Annotated in this window: 16 protein-coding genes; 4 read left to right on the forward strand and 12 right to left on the reverse strand. The window is 71.8% G+C overall.

Annotated elements, in window-relative coordinates; all coding sequences use genetic code 11:
• Nucleotides 1-119 precede the first annotated feature (119 nt).
• The 6 genes from cysG to LHA35_RS28750 form a co-directional block, all read right to left on the reverse strand.
• Entirely contained in the window at nucleotides 120-1,448 is a 1,329-nt protein-coding gene (gene cysG / locus LHA35_RS19840; protein WP_226611366.1) for a siroheme synthase CysG, read from the reverse strand.
• 103 nt (nucleotides 1,449-1,551) lie between these two features.
• Nucleotides 1,552-2,355 (reverse strand): ABC transporter ATP-binding protein, encoded by an 804-nt coding sequence (locus tag LHA35_RS19845; RefSeq protein ID WP_226611367.1) that lies wholly within the window; start codon nucleotides 2,353-2,355, stop codon nucleotides 1,552-1,554.
• Nucleotide 2,356: 1 nt separating this feature from the next.
• Entirely contained in the window at nucleotides 2,357-3,220 is an 864-nt protein-coding gene (gene ntrB, locus LHA35_RS19850; RefSeq protein ID WP_226611369.1) for a nitrate ABC transporter permease, read from the reverse strand.
• 1 nt (nucleotide 3,221) lies between these two features.
• On the reverse strand, nucleotides 3,222-4,490 hold the full coding sequence (locus tag LHA35_RS19855) for a CmpA/NrtA family ABC transporter substrate-binding protein (RefSeq protein WP_226611371.1): 1,269 nt from the start codon (nucleotides 4,488-4,490) through the stop codon (nucleotides 3,222-3,224).
• Nucleotides 4,487-5,614, reverse strand: a complete 1,128-nt coding sequence (locus tag LHA35_RS19860) for a CmpA/NrtA family ABC transporter substrate-binding protein (protein WP_226611373.1) — start codon at nucleotides 5,612-5,614, stop codon at nucleotides 4,487-4,489. The genes LHA35_RS19855 and LHA35_RS19860 overlap by 4 nt, the downstream gene beginning before the upstream one ends.
• Before the next feature lie 230 nt (nucleotides 5,615-5,844).
• On the reverse strand, nucleotides 5,845-6,438 hold the full coding sequence (locus tag LHA35_RS28750) for an ANTAR domain-containing response regulator (protein ID WP_264185669.1): 594 nt from the start codon (nucleotides 6,436-6,438) through the stop codon (nucleotides 5,845-5,847).
• 642 nt (nucleotides 6,439-7,080) lie between these two features.
• Between LHA35_RS28750 and LHA35_RS19875 the strand changes: the two genes are divergently transcribed.
• Nucleotides 7,081-8,508 carry a M20 family metallopeptidase gene (locus LHA35_RS19875; protein WP_226611375.1) on the forward strand — a complete coding sequence of 476 codons (1,428 nt, stop codon included), beginning with the start codon at nucleotides 7,081-7,083 and terminating at the stop codon, nucleotides 8,506-8,508.
• A 147-nt stretch (nucleotides 8,509-8,655) separates the two neighbouring features.
• Here LHA35_RS19875 and LHA35_RS19880 read toward each other — a convergent pair whose 3' ends face one another.
• The 3 genes from LHA35_RS19880 to LHA35_RS19890 form a co-directional block, all read right to left on the reverse strand.
• Nucleotides 8,656-9,381 carry an SOS response-associated peptidase gene (locus LHA35_RS19880; protein ID WP_226611377.1) on the reverse strand — a complete coding sequence of 242 codons (726 nt, stop codon included), beginning with the start codon at nucleotides 9,379-9,381 and terminating at the stop codon, nucleotides 8,656-8,658.
• Nucleotides 9,382-9,453: 72 nt separating this feature from the next.
• On the reverse strand, nucleotides 9,454-10,041 hold the full coding sequence (locus LHA35_RS19885; protein WP_226611379.1) for an HD domain-containing protein: 588 nt from the start codon (nucleotides 10,039-10,041) through the stop codon (nucleotides 9,454-9,456).
• A 17-nt stretch (nucleotides 10,042-10,058) separates the two neighbouring features.
• Nucleotides 10,059-11,045 (reverse strand): tripartite tricarboxylate transporter substrate-binding protein, encoded by a 987-nt coding sequence (locus LHA35_RS19890; RefSeq protein ID WP_226611381.1) that lies wholly within the window; start codon nucleotides 11,043-11,045, stop codon nucleotides 10,059-10,061.
• Between the two features lie 187 nt (nucleotides 11,046-11,232).
• On the opposite strand from LHA35_RS19890, the gene LHA35_RS19895 reads away from it, so the two are divergent.
• Entirely contained in the window at nucleotides 11,233-12,999 is a 1,767-nt protein-coding gene (locus tag LHA35_RS19895; protein WP_226611383.1) for a flavin-containing monooxygenase, read from the forward strand.
• Nucleotides 13,000-13,089: 90 nt separating this feature from the next.
• Here the strand turns inward: LHA35_RS19895 and LHA35_RS19900 are convergent, their stop codons facing one another.
• The 3 genes from LHA35_RS19900 to phaR all read right to left on the reverse strand — a co-directional run bounded on the left by LHA35_RS19900 (nucleotide 13,090) and on the right by phaR (nucleotide 15,138).
• Nucleotides 13,090-13,884, reverse strand: a complete 795-nt coding sequence (locus LHA35_RS19900; RefSeq protein WP_226611385.1) for a hypothetical protein — start codon at nucleotides 13,882-13,884, stop codon at nucleotides 13,090-13,092.
• Between the two features lie 71 nt (nucleotides 13,885-13,955).
• Nucleotides 13,956-14,423, reverse strand: a complete 468-nt coding sequence (locus tag LHA35_RS19905; RefSeq protein ID WP_226611387.1) for a helix-turn-helix domain-containing protein — start codon at nucleotides 14,421-14,423, stop codon at nucleotides 13,956-13,958.
• A 109-nt stretch (nucleotides 14,424-14,532) separates the two neighbouring features.
• Nucleotides 14,533-15,138 (reverse strand): polyhydroxyalkanoate synthesis repressor PhaR, encoded by a 606-nt coding sequence (gene phaR / locus LHA35_RS19910; RefSeq protein ID WP_226611390.1) that lies wholly within the window; start codon nucleotides 15,136-15,138, stop codon nucleotides 14,533-14,535.
• 197 nt (nucleotides 15,139-15,335) lie between these two features.
• Here phaR and LHA35_RS19915 point away from each other — a divergent pair, with 197 nt between their 5' ends.
• Together LHA35_RS19915 and LHA35_RS19920 are read left to right on the forward strand one after the other, a co-directional pair.
• Entirely contained in the window at nucleotides 15,336-15,734 is a 399-nt protein-coding gene (locus LHA35_RS19915; RefSeq protein WP_226611392.1) for a hypothetical protein, read from the forward strand.
• A complete protein-coding gene (locus LHA35_RS19920; protein WP_226611395.1) occupies nucleotides 15,691-16,782 on the forward strand; it encodes an alpha/beta fold hydrolase in 1,092 nt (363 codons plus the stop codon). The genes LHA35_RS19915 and LHA35_RS19920 overlap by 44 nt, the downstream gene beginning before the upstream one ends.
• Nucleotides 16,783-16,819: the final 37 nt, after the last annotated feature.

The raw sequence follows: 16,819 nt of genomic DNA on the forward strand, positions 1-16,819 counted from the left end.
CCCGCCGTGATCGCCCCCAGATAGGCCGCGAACCGCGCCTCGCCCGTCCTCGGCCGCCTTGTCTGCCTCTCTACCATCCCCCACATATAGGAAGACCGGAAAGCTTTGACACAGTAAGACTAGGTGAGATCGGCCGTCGGGGTGGGAGGCACGCCGCGGCCGGCCAGGGGCACCGCCTGTCCCACCGCCTCGCCGATCAGCAGCAGGGTAGGGCCGCCCCCGGCCCAGCCCGGCGCCTCGGCCGCCACGCTCTCCAGCGTCCCGCGCAGGACGCGCTGCTGCGGCGTGCCGCCATGTTCCACCACGGCCGCCGGCATGGCCGGGTCCATTCCGTCCGCCACCAGCGCGTCACGGATCTCGGCAATGCGGGCGAGGCCCATATAGATCGCCAGCAGCGTCTTGGGCCGCGCCAGGCCGCGCAGGTCGTGCCGGCTATGGCCGGTCGCCAGCGTCACGGCATGGCCCACGGCGCGGTGGGTCAGCGGGATGCCAGTGGCGGCCGCGCAGGCCGTCGCCGCGGTGATGCCGGGCACGATCTCGAAGGGGATGCCGGCCGCGGCCAGCGCCGCCTCCTCCTCCGCCGCATGGCCGAAGATCATCGGGTCACCACCCTTCAGGCGCACCACCCGCTTGCCTTCCTGCGCCAGTCGCACCAGCAGGGCGCTGATCTCCTCCTGCGGCATGCTGTGATGCGCCCCGGTCTTGCCGACCGCGATGCGCGCGGCGTCGCGGCGGGCCATCTCCAGCGCCGCCTCGCAGCCCAGCCGGTCATGGACGATGACATCCGCCTCCCCCAGTAGCCGGAGGGCGCGGAGCGTCAGCAGGTCCCCCGCGCCCGGCCCGGCGCCGACCAGATGCACAATGCCCGGCGGGGCCGCATCGGCGCGGTCGAGGGCGGCGGCGAAAGCGGCATCCGCCTCCGCCTCCCGCCCCGCCATAGCGAGGTCGGCGGCCGGTCCGGAAAGGGCCGCATCCAGGAAGCGGCGCCGCGCGGCGAGGTCCGGCAGCCTTCGGCGGACGGCGGCCTTGAAGCGCTCCGCCATGGCGGCCACGCGGCCGATGCCCGGGGGCAGCACCGCCTCGATCCGCTGCCGCATCTGGCGCGCCAGCACCGGGGCGGCGCCCCCGGTCGAGACCGCGACGGTCATGGGCGCGCGATCGATGACGGCGGGCATCAGGGCGGTGCAGAGCTCCGGCCGGTCCACCACGTTCACCGGAATGCCGCGGGCGCGGCAGGCCGTGGAGAGGGCCTCGAGTTCCGCAAGCGGGGCATCGGCGCCGCAGGCGAAGGCCACGTCCTCCAGCAGGTCCGGGGAGAAGGCGGCGGCCTGGCGGATCTCGGCGCCGGCCTGGCGCAGCGGCTCGGCCTTGCGCTCCGCCACCTCGCCGGTGCCGAGCACCAGGGCGACGCGGCCGCGCAGCTCAAGGAAGATGGGGAATTGCTGCATCGGGGAGATGTGGCCGGTGGCAGGCAGGGAGGCAAGCGCGAGGGGGCTTTACCCCCTCAAACGCCCCCCACGAAGGGGCCCCTGGAACCCTTGAGCTGAACTCCTACGCCGCCGCCAGTGCCGGGTTGGCGTGCCGCGCATGCAGGAATTCCAGCACCGCCGTGCGCGCCGCGACGAAGACAGGGTCGGCGGCGAGCGCCAGCCGGTCCCGCGGCCGCGGCAGGTCCACCTTCAGCACCTCGCCCACCGTGGCGTTCGGCCCGTTGGTCAGCATGACGATGCGGTCGGAGAGCAGCACGGCCTCGTCCACGTCATGGGTGATCATCACCACGGTGGTGCCGCGGGAGGCATGGATCTCCATCACCTGGTCCTGCAGATGCGCGCGGGTCAGCGCGTCCAGCGCGCCGAAGGGCTCGTCCAGCAGCAGGACCTTGGGCTTCATGGCCAGCGCCCGGGCAATGCCGATGCGCTGCTTCATGCCGCCCGAGATCTCCGCCGGGCGCTTGTCCTTCGCGTGCGACATATGGACCAGCGCCAGGTTCTCCAGCACCCAGTCGTGGCGCTCGGCCCTGCCCATTTTCCGCCCGACGGTCTGGTCCACGGCAAGGCGAACATTCTCGTAGCAGGTCAGCCAGGGCAGCAGGCTGTGGTTCTGGAAGACCACGGCGCGGTCGGGGCCGGGGCCGTCGATCTCCCTGCCTTCCAGCACCACGCCGCCGGCGGTCGCCGGCAGCAGGCCGGCGATGACGTTCAGCAGGGTGGACTTGCCGCAGCCGGAATGCCCGATGACGGAGACATACTCCCCGCGGGCGATCTGCAGATCTACCTGCCGCAGCACCGGCACGGGACTCTTCGGGAACTGGATGGAGAGCTGGGAGATGTCGAGGAAACGGTCGTCGGTCTGCATCTCAGCTCTCCTGCGTGCCGCGGGTGGCGATGCGCCCGGCGAAGGCGACGATCCGGTCGAGGCCGAAGCCGACCAGCCCGACATAGACGAGCGCCACGACGATGTCCGAGAGGTTGGAGCTGTTCCAGGCATCCCAGACGAAGAAGCCGATGCCTACGCCGCCGATCAGCATCTCGGCGGCCACGATCGCCAGCCAGGACAGGCCGATGCCGATGCGGAGCCCGGTGAAGATATAGGGCGCGGCGGCGGGCAGCACGATCTTCCAGAAGAAGGCCGGGCCGCGCAGGCGGATGACGGCCGCGACATTGCGGTAGTCCTGCGGCACGTTCCGCACGCCGACCGCGGTGTTGATGATCACCGGCCAGACCGAGGTGATGAAGATCACGAAGATCGCGCTGGGCTGCGCTTCCCGGAAGGCGGCCAGCGACAGGGGCAGCCAGGCGAGCGGCGGGACGGTGCGCAGCACCTGGAAGATGGGGTCAAGGCCCCGCATGGCGAAGGGCGAGGTGCCGATCAGCAGGCCGGTCAGCACGCCGACCACGCCGGCGATGGCGAAGCCGAGCGCGACGCGCTGCAGGCTGGCCGCGAGGTGCCAGAACAACCCCTTGTCCAGCCCGCCCCGATCGAAGAAGGGATCGACGATCAGGTCGTAGCTGTCCGCCCAGACCTTGGAGGGGGGTGGCAGCGTCGCGCCCGGGCCGCTCGCCAGGAACTCCCACAGTCCGAGGAAGGCCAGCAGGATCAGCACCGGCGGCAGGAGATTCGCCAGCACCGGGGCGAGCCGGGAGGGCCTCGGCAGCGCCGTGAGCACGGGCCGGGAGAGCTGCGCCGGCGCCGGGGCCGGCTTGGTGGAGACAGCGTTCATCTCAGGCGCCCGCGAGCTTCTTGATGGCGAGGGAGGCGAGGTAGGCGGCCGGGTTCTCCGGATCGAAGACCTTGCCGTCGAAGAAGGTCTCGCGGCCGCGGCTGGTGCCGGTGGGCGTCTCGCCGGGCTTCACGCCGGCCCGCTCGGCGGCCTGGCGCCACAGGCCCTCGCGGTTCACCTGGGTGATCAGGGCCCGGGTGTCCGTGCCCTCCGGCAGCACGCCCCAGCGGATGTCCTCGGTCAGGAACCAGAGGTCGTGGCTGGGGAAGGGGTAGCTGGCATGGTCGCGCCAGAACTTCATCAGCAGCGGGCTGTCCGCGACCCTGCGGCCGTCGCCGTAGTCGATGTTGCCGAGGCTGCGCTGCAGGATGTCGGCGACCGGCACGTTGAACCAGGCGCGGCGGCCGATGATGGCGCACATTTCCTGCTTGTTTGCCGGCTCGTCGCACCAGCGCGCCGCCTCGATCACCGCGGCGGTCAGCGCGACGGCGGCGTTCGGGTGCTTCTCCACCCAGTCGGCGCGCAGGCCGAGCGACTTCTCCGGATGGTCCTTCCACAGCTCGCCGGTCACGGCGGCGGTGAAGCCGATCTTCTGGTTCACCAGCTGGTCGTTCCAGGGCTCGCCGACGCAGAAGGCGTCCATGGTGCCGACCTTCATGTTCGCCACCATCTGCGGCGGCGGCACGACGATGGTCTGCACCTCCTTGTCCGGGTCGATGCCGGCGGCGGCCAGCCAGTAGCGGATCCAGAGATCATGCGTGCCGCCGCGGAAGGTCATGGCGACCTTGCTCTCGGCGGTGAGGGCGCGCTTCAGGGCGGAGGCGTCGATGCTCGGCTTCAGCCCCTTGTGCTTTTCGGCAACCGAGATGGCCTGGCCATTGGTGTTCAGCCGTGCCGTGATCACCATCGGCACCGGCTGGCTGTTCTGGGTGATGCGCCCGGCCGTCATCAGATAGGGCATGGGCGTCAGGATATGCGCGCCGTCAATGCCGCCCCGCTCGCCGCCCAGCACCAGGTTGTCGCGGGTCGCGCCCCAGCTCGCCTGCTTCGCTACCTCGACATCCGGCATGCCGTGCCTGGCGAAGAAGCCTTTTTCCTTCGCGATGATCAGCGGGCTGGCATCGGTCAGGGCGATGTAGCCGAGCACCGCCTTCCGCAGCTCGGGTGTCGTATTCGCCTGTGCGAAGGCGCCGCGCGGCGTGGCGGCACGGGCGGCGGCGAGCAATGCGGCGGTGGCGGCAATCGCCTTGCGGCGGGTCGGCAGGGTCATCGGCGGGTCTCCGGCAGGTCGGCAGGGGGCGGGCTGGGGGTGGGGGGCTCGACCTCCCGCAGGCGGGCGGCGGCGGCGCGCCAGATGTCCTGGCGCCAGGGGGCGAGGGCGGTGGCCTCGGCGAAGCTGTCCGGCACATGGCCCCAGCGGCGCATCTGCCGCAGCCACCAGGCGGCCTGGTCGCGGCGCGGCAGGGTGGCGGTGCGGAAGTACAGCGGCGCAGCCTGCAGCATTCCCTCCGCCGTGCCCTCGAAGGCCGCCGCGATCTCCGCTGCGCCGAGGGCGGGAAAGAGCCGGCGCTGCAGGATATGGACCGCTTCGGCCCGGTTCTCCGGCTCATCCAGCCAGCGGGTCGCGGCGATGACGGCGGCGGTGCAGGCGATGGCGCTTTCCGGATCCTGCAGCGCATAGCCGGCGGCGAAGGCCAGGACCTTCTCCGGATGGTTCGGCCAGATATCGCCGGAGGAGAGGGCGATGGTGCCGAGGCCGAGTTCCACGGCATGGCTGCCCCAGGGCTCGCCGGCGCAGAAGCCGTCGATCGCGCCATCGGCCAGGCGTTGGGCGCAGAGCGGCGGCGGCACCACGACGAGGCGCAGGTCGCGGTCCGGATCGAGCCCCGCCGAGGCCAGCCACCAGCGCAGCAGGTAGTTGTGCGAGGAGTAGGGGAAGACGATGGCGAGCGTCACCGGCCGGCCCTGGCTTGCCCGGCGGCGGGCGACGGCGGCGAAGGCCTGGGCCGGGAGCGGGCGGGGGAAGCGGCCGATCTCGGCGGCCAGCGGCCTGGACAGCGTCAGCGTATTGCCATTGGCGCCGAGCCCGGCGCCGACCGTCACCTGCGCCCCGACCCCATCCAGCCCCGCGGCGAGGGCGATCGGCATCGGGCCGAGGAGTTGCGCGGCGTCCAGAGCGCCGAAGGCCAGCTTGTCCCGGATGGCGGCCCAGGCGCCCTCGGCGGAGAGGGCGACGCGCAGCCCGACCGCGTCGAACAGGCCGAGCTCCTCGGCCACCAGCAGCGGCGCCGCATCGGTGAGCTGGACGAAGCCCAGGCGGAGCGTCCTGAGCGCCGGGCGGCGCCGGGCGGGACGGCCAAGGGGGGCTTCGGGGTCCACGGTATCGGATGGCACGCGGGCGGACCTCCGGCCGGGAAGGCCAGATGCGGACCGCCATTGGACCGCGGGTAGCGGATACGCGAGACCGGCGGGGTCACCCCTGCGCCCGGCCGGCCTGCGCCATTGCAGTCCACCGCGCTGCAGCAAGGAAACCGGAGTGGTCGGCAGCCGTCAAGCTAATTGCGATGATATTGAGCAGAAATCCCCCGAAAAAGCCATACATGCTTATATCATGCGCATAATGACTAATTTTTGCTCAAAACCGTGGCGGCGACACTCCCCAGCTTCTGCCCCTTGTCCATCGCCATCCGCCGCAGCCGCCGATAAGCCTCCGGCTCGGAAAGTTTGTGCTTCTGCATCAGCACGGTCTTGGCGCGGTCGATCAGCCGCCGCTCCTCCAGATCCTGCCGGACCGAAGCCAATTCCTCCCGCAGGGCCTGGTGGGCCCGGAAGCGGCGGATCGCCACCTCGATCACCGGCCGGACGCGCGCCGGCGCCAAGCCCTCCACCACATAGGCGGCAACGCCTGCCTCCAGCGCCGCCTCGATCTGCTCGGGCTCGGCCTTTTCGGCAAACAGGACAACCGGCCGCGGTTCGTCCCGGTTCAAGGCACGCATGCCCTCCAACTCGTCGCGGGAGGGGTCGTCCAGCCCGCAGACGATGACATCGGCGCCGGACTCCCGCACGGACTGCGTCAGGTCGGAGGTCCCGGCCGTGATCCCGACCACCATGCACCCGGCCGCGACGAGCCCGGCCTGGACGGCTGCGGCGCGGTCGCTGTCACTGTCCACAAGCAAGACGCGCAGAGCTTCGGCCCCCTGGTACGCTGAAGCGACCATGCGGTGCCTCCCTCCCCGGAAAGCTGCGGCGCACGGACTCGTCCTTCCAAGGCACGGATCGTGCCGCGATACGGAGGCAGTGATTGCCTGGCCGGCCGGGGGCGATGGCAGCGGGGCGGAAGCCCGCTGCGTCAATGCCTTGCACGTCCCGCCCCGCCGGGCATGGCTGCCGCGAGTCCGGCGGCCGGTCCCGCTGCTGCTCAGGTGGAAGGCGGCCCTGCCCGCCCCATGCGCATCCTGCCGCTCCCGGCATCACACGGCAGCCGGGGGCCATTGCCCGGCCGCCTGTGGAGCGGCGGCGGATGCGCCTCGGCCCCGGGCTTCGGTGTGGAGAACCGCCCCGGTTCCCGAACCATGGTCGGGAGCGATCGCGTGGCGCAGCAGGCGCCGGATGCGGTCCCCGCGCGCCAGGGAGCAGCCCTTCGGCCTTGTCGAAGCTGCGATGCCGGATCAGGACAGGCTGGTGACCACTGGCGGTCACGTCCTGCGTCGCGGGCGGGCTGCCTCGCATCTTGCGCCGGTCGCCCGCCCCGTCATGCTCGGGCCTGCCCCGTGCCGGGCTGGGAAGGGCCGCGCATGGCCTGGCCAGGGCGGAATTCGCGCGTGGGACGTCGCCCGGGCGACACCGAAATGAGGACATGGATGCAGAATACCGAGGAGATCTGGCGCCTGGTCGACGCCAAGAGGGCCGATTTCGAGGATCTCTCCGACCGGGTCTGGCACATGCCGGAACTCGCCTATACCGAGACGCGCTCCTGCGCCGAACACACGGCGATGCTGCGCGCGCAGGGCTTCCGGGTGACCGAACAGGTCGCGGGCATCCCGACCGCGGTGATGGGCGAAGCGGGGGAGGGCGGCCCGGTCATTGCCATCCTCGGCGAGTATGACGCGCTCCCCGGTCTCTCCCAGGAGGCCGGTGTCGCGGAACCGCGGCCGCTGCCGGGGCCCGGCTTCGGCCATGGCTGCGGGCACAACCTGCTCGGCGCCGCCTCCCTGCTCGCCGCGACCGCGGTGAAGGACTGGCTGGCGGCGAATGGCCTGCCCGGCCGCGTGTGCTATTACGGCTGCCCGGCCGAGGAAGGCGGCGCCGCCAAGGGCTTCATGGTGCGTGACGGCGCCTTCCGCGATGTGGACATCGCCATCTCCTGGCACCCCGCCGCCTTCGCCGCGGTGCAGGAGGCGGTGTCGCTGGCCAATACCCGCATCGATTTCAGCTTCACCGGCCGCGCCAGCCATGCCGCCGCGGCGCCGCATCTCGGCCGCAGCGCGCTGGATGCCGTCGAGCTGATGAATGTCGGCGTGAACTACATGCGCGAGCACATGCCGAGCGACGCGCGCATCCACTACGCCTATCTGGATGCCGGCGGCGTCGCGCCGAATGTGGTGCAGCCGACCGCCAAGGTGCGCTACCTCATCCGCGCGCGGGACCTGGTCGAGCTGCGCCGGCTGATCGAGCGCGTGCGCAGGATCGCCGACGGCGCCGCGCTGATGACCGAGACCAAGGTGGCAGCGAAGGTGGTCAGCGGCGTCTCCAACCTGCTCGGCAACCTGCCGCTCGAGAAGGCGATGCAGGCGAATCTCGAGCGCCTCGGCCCGCCGCCCTTCGACGAGGCCGACCGCGCCAGGGCCGCGGAGTTCCAGGCGACGCTGACCGAGGAGGATATCGCCGCCTCCTGGCGGCGGATCGGCCTGCCGATGCGGAAAGGCGTCTCGCTCTGCGACGTGGTGGTGCCGCTGGAGGTGAGGGGCGCGCCGATGGTGGGCTCGACCGATGTCGGCGATGTCTCCTGGGTGGTGCCGACGGTGCAGGCGCGCGGCGCGACCCATGCCATCGGCACGCCGGGCCATTCCTGGCAACTCACGGCGCAGGGCATGCTGCCGGCGGCGCATAAGGGAATGGTGCATGTGGCGAAGGTGATGGCCGGCACGGCGGTGGACTGCCTGCGCGACCCGGCGCTGGTGGAGGCCGCCAAGGCCGAGCTGGCGACGCGCACCGCGGGCTGCCCCTATGAGCCGGTGCTGTCGCCGGAGGTGCAGCCGCCCTTCGACATGTCGAAGACGGCGGCCTGACCGGCCTTTCCTCCCCCGCGTCGCGGGGGAGGGAATCGGCGGCGAAGACAGCGGACAGCGTTCGAAATTGAATGGCATTTCTCTGCGAGCACTTGTTTTCTCGGCAGATTCACGCGTCCGCTCCTTCTCGGCCTTCCGCGATCTGGCCTACTCCGCGAATTCCGGTGGCTTGTCGTCCAGGCCGGTGGGCGGCATCGCCAGCGGGTCGCGCGCCAGCAGGCCGGAGTCGTTCTCCGCCACCTTGTTGACGCGCGGGCTCACCGGCCAGGCCGCCACCATCCCGGACGGGCAGGGGCGCAGCAGGCCGAGCAGCTCCTCCTCCTCCGCCGGCGCCTCGCCCAGCCAGCGCCCCCAGGCCTCCCGCGGCAGGATCACCGGCATGCGGTGATGCATGGCGGCGAGCTTCTCATTCGCCTCCGTGGTCACCACGGTGCAGGTGCGGAGGATGCTGCCATCCGGCGCCCGCCAGCCCTCCCACAGCCCGGCCAGCGCCATGGGCGCGCCATCCGCCAGCGCCACCGCATAGGGCTGCTTGGATTTCCCCTCCGTCTTCCATTCGTAGAAGCCATCCGCCGTTACGATGCAATGGCGCTTGCGGAAGGCCTCCCGGAAGGCGGGCTTTTCCACGATGCTCTCGGACCGGGCGTTGATCATCCTGGCCGCGCCGGACGGGTCCTTGGCCCAGCGCGGCACCAGGCCCCAGCGCAGCGGGTCCAGGTGGCGCAGCCCCGTCTCCGGGTGGCGCCGCACCACCAGCGCCTCCTGCGTCGGCGCGCGGTTCCAACTCGCCGCGATATTGGGCAGCGGGTTCACCGTCTCGAAGTATCGCGCGACCGCGGCCGGGCCGCGCTGCTGGAAGTAGCGTCCGCACATGCGGGGATGATGGGGCGGCGCCGGCCCGATGTCGATGCGGGGCGGCCCGCTGACGGCCGCCCGCGCCGGTGTTCAGTGGCGCCGCAGATAGAGCGGCGTCTCCCCCATCACCCGGAAGGCATGATCGGCGGCGAAGAGGTCGGCATAGTGCAGCACATGCGCCTCCAGGTTCCGGCCATGGAAGGGCGCGTTGGTGGCATGGGTCGCGACCGTGCTGACCACGGTATGGGCGAAGCCCAGCTCCTTCAGCATCATGGCGCCGATCACGCCATGCGGCAGCTCATGATAGAGCGGGGTGTGCACCGCGCCCGCGCCCTCCCGCCGGTAGAGCAGGGGCTTGTCCAGATCGTGCAGGATCAGGATGGGCAGCAGCACATCCGGGTCGAATTCCGTGCCCCAGTCGGCCGCGGCCCGCTCGCCCAGATCGACGCCGGCGCGCGTCACCTCGTTCACATGCTGCATCAGCGGGAAGAAGCCGGAACCGGGCGAAAAGGGCATGTCCTCCAGCCGCTCATGCGTCGAGGAGGCCCAGGCGCTGACCCAGGCGGTGACGATGCGGTCCTGCAGTTCCGCGGTGACGCGGTCGAGCCCGAAGAGCCAGTCGCGGACCGCCTGGCGCCGCCAATTGCTGCCGCGGTCGATGGTATAGGGCTGGGTCACGGCCGCCTTCCTTCGTCTCAATCGATCCGGATATCGGCCTTCCGCACCATCTCGGCGAAGAAGGCGATCTGCTGCTCGCGGAAAGCCGCGAAATCCTCGATGCCATTGGCCCGCGTCAGCGCGCCGAGGCCGGTCAGCCTCGCCACCACGGCCGGGTCGCGGATCACCGCGTTCAGCTCGGTGTTCAGCACCTGCATCACCTCGGCCGGCGTGCCGGCGGGGGCGAAGATGCCGTTCCACTCCCAGGTCTCGAAGCCCGGCAGGTATTCCGCCATGGCCGGGATGCCCGGCAGGACGGAGACCGGCGCCGGCCCGCAATGCGCCAGGCAGACCGCCTGGTTGGCCTGGGTCAGCGGCAGGGTGGATGGCACGTTGCTGAACTGCAGCGGCACCCGCCCCGAGGTCAGGTCGTTCCGCGCCGCCGCGATCTCCCGGTAGACGATATGGTTGATCCGCACGCCGGCCAGCATGTTGAACAGCTCCAGCGAGACATGCTGCACCGTGCCGATGCCGGTGGAGGCGCAGTCGAGCCTGCCGGGCCGCGCCTTCGCCAGCGCGATCAGCTCCGGCACCGTTCGCGCCTCGAAGCCCGGCGAGCGCATCAGCGTGTTCGGCGTCTGCATGGCCAGGAAGACCGGCAGCAGATCCTTGCGCGTGTCATAGGGCAGGCGGGCGCCGAAGAGCGACGGGTTCACCGAATGCGCCGTCGCGTCATAGAGCACTGTGTAGCCATCACCCGTGGCGCGTGCCACCGCCTGGGCGGCGAGGGTGCCGGCGGCGCCGGGCCGGTTCTCCACCGCGAAGCTCTGCCCCATCCGCTCCCCGAGCGCGCCGAAGAGGATGCGGCAGACGACATCGGCGGTGCCGCCCGGGCTGTACGCATTCACCACGCGCACGGAGCGGGCGGGATAGCGGCCCTGCGCCCGGGCGATGGACGGCGCCGCGAGCCCGAGGACGGCGGCCGCCAGCAGGGCGCGGCGCCCCGGTGGAGAGTGCGTTGGCATGCTCGTTTCCTCCAGCCGCCGGTCGTCGCGCCGGCGTGTTGCGGCCAGCATGGGACGGCGCGAGCGGCACCGCAAGCAAGCCCGGCGGCGGCGCCGCGGGCGGCTTGCCGTCTTGGTCCTTGGCGGCCAGTCTGCGTTGCAAGCAAGCACGCATGGGGGCGGGCCCGCCCGCCCGGGAGCGAACGCCATGAACGTCATGTCCCCGAAGACCCTGCCGCCTGAGGCCGCCGCGGCGGAATGGCTTGCCGCCTTCGGGGCGGCGCTGGAGCGGCAGGATGCCGGAGCGGCCGCCGCTCTGGTCGCGCCGGATGGCCATTGGCGCGACCTGCTGGCCTTCACCTGGGAGGTGGAGAGCACCAGCGGCCCGGCCGCCATCGCGGCGCGGCTGGCGGAGAGGCTGCCGGAGATTCGCCCGAGCGGCCTCCGCCTCGCCCCGGGCCGCACCCCGCCGCGCCAGGTCATGCGGGCCGGGCGAGAGGTGGTGGAACTCTTCTTCGCCTTCGAGACGGCGGTGGGCAGCGCCGAGGGCGTCGCCCGGCTGGTGGCGGATGAAGGCGGGCCCGGCGGCCTGCGCGCCTGGATCCTGCTGACCGCGCTGCAGGAGATCCGCGGGCACGAGGACCGCAGCACGCGCCAGCGCGCGCGGGAGAGCGACTATGCCCGCGACTTCGGCGGGCCGAACTGGCTGGACCGGCGGGAGCGGGCCCGCGCCTATGCCGACCACGACCCGGCCGTCATCGTCGTCGGCTGCGGTCAGGCGGGCCTCGGCATCGCCGCGCGGCTCGGCGCGCTCGGCGTGGACACGCTGGTGATCGACCGGGAGGAGCGGGTCGGCGACAACTGGCGCCGGCGCTACCACTCGCTGACGCTGCACAATGAGGTGCATGTCAACCACCTGCCCTACATGCCCTTCCCGCCGACCTGGCCGGTCTTCATCCCGAAGGACATGCTGGCCAATTGGTTCGAGGCCTATGTCGAGGCGATGGAGCTGAATGTCTGGACCGGCACCGAGCTCTCGGCCGGTGCCTGGGACGAGGCGGCGCGCTGCTGGGAGGTGACGCTCACGCGCGCCGACGGGACGCAGCGCGTCATGCGGCCGCGGCACCTGGTCTTCGCCACCGGCGTCAGCGGCATCCCGATCATGCCGAAGCTGCCGGGGCTGGAGGAATTCCGCGGCACCGTCATGCATTCCGGCAGCTACACGGATGGCAGCGCCTGGAAGGGCAGGCGGGCCCTCGTGCTCGGCACCGGCAACAGCGCGCATGACGTGGCGCAGGACCTGCACGCCAGCGGCGCCGAGGTCACCATGATCCAGCGCAGCCCGACCCATATCGTCAGCGTGCAGGAGGCACAGCGGGTCTATTCGATCTATGCCGAGGGCATGCCGACCGAGGATTGCGACCTGCTGGCGACCGCGATGCCCTTCCCGGTGCTGCGGCGGGCCTATCAGATGATGACCGCGACCTCGAAGGAGATCGACCGGCCGCTGCTGGAGCGGCTGGAGAGGCGCGGCTTCAGGCTGAGCGACGGCATCGATGGCTGCGGCTTCCAGATGCTCTACCTGGAGCGCGGCGGCGGGTACTACTTCAATGTCGGCTGCTCCGACCTCATCGCCGATGGCGCGATCGGCCTGCTGCATTTCGACATGATCGAGCGCTTCGTGCCGGAGGGCCTGCGGCTGAAGGATGGCAGCCTGGTCCCGGCCGATCTTCTGGTGGCCGCGACCGGCTACAGGAACCAGCAGGAGGTGGCGCGGCGCGCGCTCGGCGATGCCGTCGCCGACCGGATCGGCCCGGTCTGGGGGTTCGATGCGGGTGGCGAGCTCCGCAACATGTGGCGGCCGACGCCGCAGCCCGGCCTCTGGTTCACCGCCGGCAGCCTGGCGCAGTGCCGGATCTATTCGAAATACCTGGCCCTGCAGATCAAGGCGCGGGAGGCCGGGCTGGTCGCCTAGGGCAGATCCCCCACCGACGCGGGCCGCTGCTCTGCCATCAGGGATCCGCAGCGGCCCGGCGCTGCGGTCCGTTGTCGCCCGCCTGCCGTGTCACCGGTCCGGCACCCAGACCTCCAGGGTGCCAGGGCTCGGCGTGGGCTCGTACCCGCGGAAATCCTGGATCGCCCAGCCGCGGCCGAGCCGGCCGGCGAGCCGGGCGGCGGCGGCGGCGTCATCGGCGTGGAAGTACCGTACCACGCGCTGGGAGGGCACGGCGGAGGTCGCCCGCAATTCGGAGATGTCGAAGCCGCCGTCGCGGAGCGATCCGAGCAGCGCCGAGGCCGCCTCCGCCGCGGCCGGCGAGCCGGCCCGGTGGTGCACGAAGACGCGCGGCTGGCCGCCGGCCGGCTCGGCGCGTGGCAGACGGGCCGGGGCCGGGGCCGGGGATGGCGGCGGGGTCTGCGCGGCCTCGCGGCGTGGGGCAGGGGTGGCCGCCTCGCGCTGGCTTGCGGCAATCTCGCGCTGCAGGGCGGCGAGCTGCGCTTCCGCCGCCGCCCGCGACCGGGCGAGCGCCTCGAGGCGCGCCTGATGCTCCGCCTCGGCCGCGAGGCGGGTGCGGGTCAGCGCGTCCAGCCGGGCCTGCTCCTGGTCCAGCATGCGGCGCAGCGCCTGATGCTGCGCGGTGAGGGCGGCCAGGTCAGAGGTTGTGGGGCCTGGCATGGCCGTGGTCCCGGTCGCAGTCGGCGCGACCTCGGCAGGTGCCTGGGCATCGCCGGCCTCCGGCATGTCGGCTGGCGGTGGTGGTTGCAGGCGCAGCCCGATGACGATGCCGCCCATCACGCCCGCCAGGGACAGGACCAGGGCGAGCAGGATGGGGCGCAGCGACCGACGCGGCGGTCGCAGCAAGGGCGGTGGTGCAGGACGACGTGTGGGCAAGCTTGATCAGCGGGCGGGCCGGGCCGCGCCCGGCCTCCGCGTCAGTGGGCTTCGTTGGCGGCTTCGGGCTCGACCGCAATGCCGGCCTGCGCCGCCTGGCTTTGCGCGGCGAGCGCCCTCGCCATCTGGCTCAGCGCTTCCTGGTGCTTCTCATTGTCGATCAGCGCGAAATTGCGAGCCAGCTCCAGGCACATGCGCTGCCGGGGGGAGATCTCATGCTGTTCGGACTCCGCCGACAGCCCCTCGAAGAACCAGGAGACCCCGACGCCGAGCACCTGTGCGATCTCGAACAGCCGTCCTGCCGAGATGCGATTCAGGCCGCGCTCGTACTTGTGAGCCTGCTGGTACGTGACTCCGATCATGCGGGCGAGTTGCTGCTGGGAGAGGCCCATCATCACCCGGCGCTCCCGGATGCGGGAGCCAACATGTCGGTCGGCGGCGTTTGCCCTTTGCCCGGGCTTCACGCCGTCGCCGCGCCGCGCCTCGCTTTGCGCTGTCGTCGTCGCCATAGTGCCTTTCGCCCCCGTTGAGGAATCTCACCCAACGGAATGCCGCGGCACTTTCCGCGTTCCACCACGGCGCGTGACGAACGCGTGATGGAAGCGAGAGCCACCAAACTCACGCTCCGCGCGAGGAGCCCGGGCCGGTTCGTTGCGCCTCGGCCAGCTGCCGACGCAGGGATTCGATCTCGGCCTTCAACTGATCCACGGTCGGGGCGGAGGGATCGGCCGGGCGGAAGGGGGCGAAGAGGCTCATCGCCCGTTCCAGCATCGCCATGTTCTGCTTGCCCATCTCCTCCAGCCCCGGCAGGCCGCTGAAGGGGATGAAGCCGCCCATGGCCTGTTCCATGGACCTGCGCATCTGCTCCTGCTGCCGGGCGAAGCCGGCCATGGCATGTTCCAGATAGCGCGGCAGCACGGTCTGCAGGCTGTCCCCGTAGAAGCCGATCAAGTGTCGGAGAAAGCTCTCCGGCAGTAGGTTCCGTCCCTTCGCCTCCTCCTCGACGATGATCTGGGTCAGCACCGAGCGGGTGATGTCCTCCCCCGATTTCGCGTCGAAGACCACGAAGTCCCGGCCCTGGCGCACCATGCCGGCGAGGTCCTCGAGCGTCACGTAGCTGGAGGATTCGGTATTGTAGAGGCGGCGATTGGCGTATTTCTTCACTACCACCGGTTGCGCCGGCGGTTCGGGCGCTGCTTCCGCGCGGGCGGCGTTCTCGGCCATGGCGTCTCCATTCCTTCAATCGGCCGGCGCGGTACGCCGGCGATGGATGTGTTGCGGCAAGCCTAGCACGCGGCCGATGCCAATGCGTTAGCGGGATTTTCGCACCGCACCAAAACTCCAGGCGGCGGGGAGCGACCGCCACTCGGGCCCGTGGCGCTGGACAGCCATCGCCAGGAACGCGAACAGGAGAGACACAGGTGACCGCGTCCAAGGACCAGACATGCGAACCGGATCTCGATGGCCTGGCGGAGGCCTGGATCGCCCTGTGGCAGACGGAACTCGCCGCACTGGCGGCGGAGCCGGAGGTCGCGGCGGCCTGGCGGCAGGCGCTCGGCCTCGGCGCCGCCTGGCTGCACGCGGCCCAGCCCGCTCCAGCGGCGGCGGCGCCGGGTGATGCCCCCGCCTCCACGCCGGGGGCCAAGGCCGCTGGCGCTCCACCTGGCCTTCGCCCTGGCGACGCGCTGGGCGGCGAGGATGCCGCCGCCCAGCGCGCCCGGATCGACGCCCTGGAGCGGCGCCTGGCCGCGCTCGAGCGCGGGCCGGCAGGAGGCGATGCGGATCGCCGAGGCCCTCGCCGCCGGCGGCCACCGGCCTGAGGCCTTCGCCGCCGCGGTCGAGCGTGCCCTGCTCAGGCGCGACACGGCCCTGCTGGAGGGCATCCTCGCCTATCGCCGCCACCCCCATCGCCGCAGCCTGCCGGAGCCGCCCGTGCTCTGGCAGGAGGGCACGACCCGCCTGCTGGACCATGGCGGGCCGGAGGACGGGCCTGTGCTGCTGGTGGTGCCGTCGCTGGTGAACCGGGCGCAGGTGCTGGACCTGCTGCCCGAGGCTTCCATGCTGCGGCACCTGGCCAGCGCGGGGGTGCGGCCGCTGCTGCTCGACTGGGGGGCGCCGGGCGCGGTGGAGCGCGGTTTCACCCTGACGGACTATGTTGCCGGCCGGCTCGACCGCGCCCTGCTCGCGGCAGCGGCGATCGCCGGCGGGCCGGTGGTGCTCGTCGGCTACTGCATGGGCGGCACGCTCGGCCTCGCCCTGGCGCAGCGGCGGCCGGAGCGGCTGCGCGGCCTTGCCCTGCTGGCCACGCCCTGGGATTTCTGGGCCGAGGATCCGGCGCGCGCGCAGGGGCTGGCGGCGACGCTGCCGCTCTGGGAGCCGCTGCTCCAGGCCGGCGGTGTCCTGCCCGTGGATGCCCTGCAGACGCTCTTCGCCACGCTGGATCCGGCTGCGGTCGGGGAGAAATACCGTGCCTTCCGCCGGCTCGATCCGGACAGCTCGCAGGCCCGCCGCTTCGTCGCGCTGGAGGACTGGCTGAATGACGGCGTGCCGCTGGCGGCGCCGGTGGCGCGCGAATGCCTCGCCGGCTGGTATGGCGCCAATGCGCCGGCGCGCGGCGCCTGGCGCATCGCCGGGGCGGTGGTGGAGCCGCGCGCGGTGGCGCTGCCGGCCTTCCTGGCCATCCCGGCGCGCGACCGCATCGTCCCGCCCGTCTCGGCCCTTGCGCTGGCAGACCATATGCCGAATGCCCTTGTGCAGCACGTCGCGGCCGGCCATGTCGGCATGGTCGCGGGGAGCGGGGCGGAGACGCGGCTCTGGCGCCCCCTCCTGACCTGGATCAAGGCGCTGCCCGGCCGGGTGGGCTTGTAGGGCCCGGGGGCGCCGGTCCACAGTGCGGCGCAACACG

Source organism: Roseicella aerolata, from assembly GCF_020523605.1.
In the GTDB taxonomy this organism is placed as follows: domain Bacteria; phylum Pseudomonadota; class Alphaproteobacteria; order Acetobacterales; family Acetobacteraceae; genus Paracraurococcus; species Paracraurococcus aerolatus.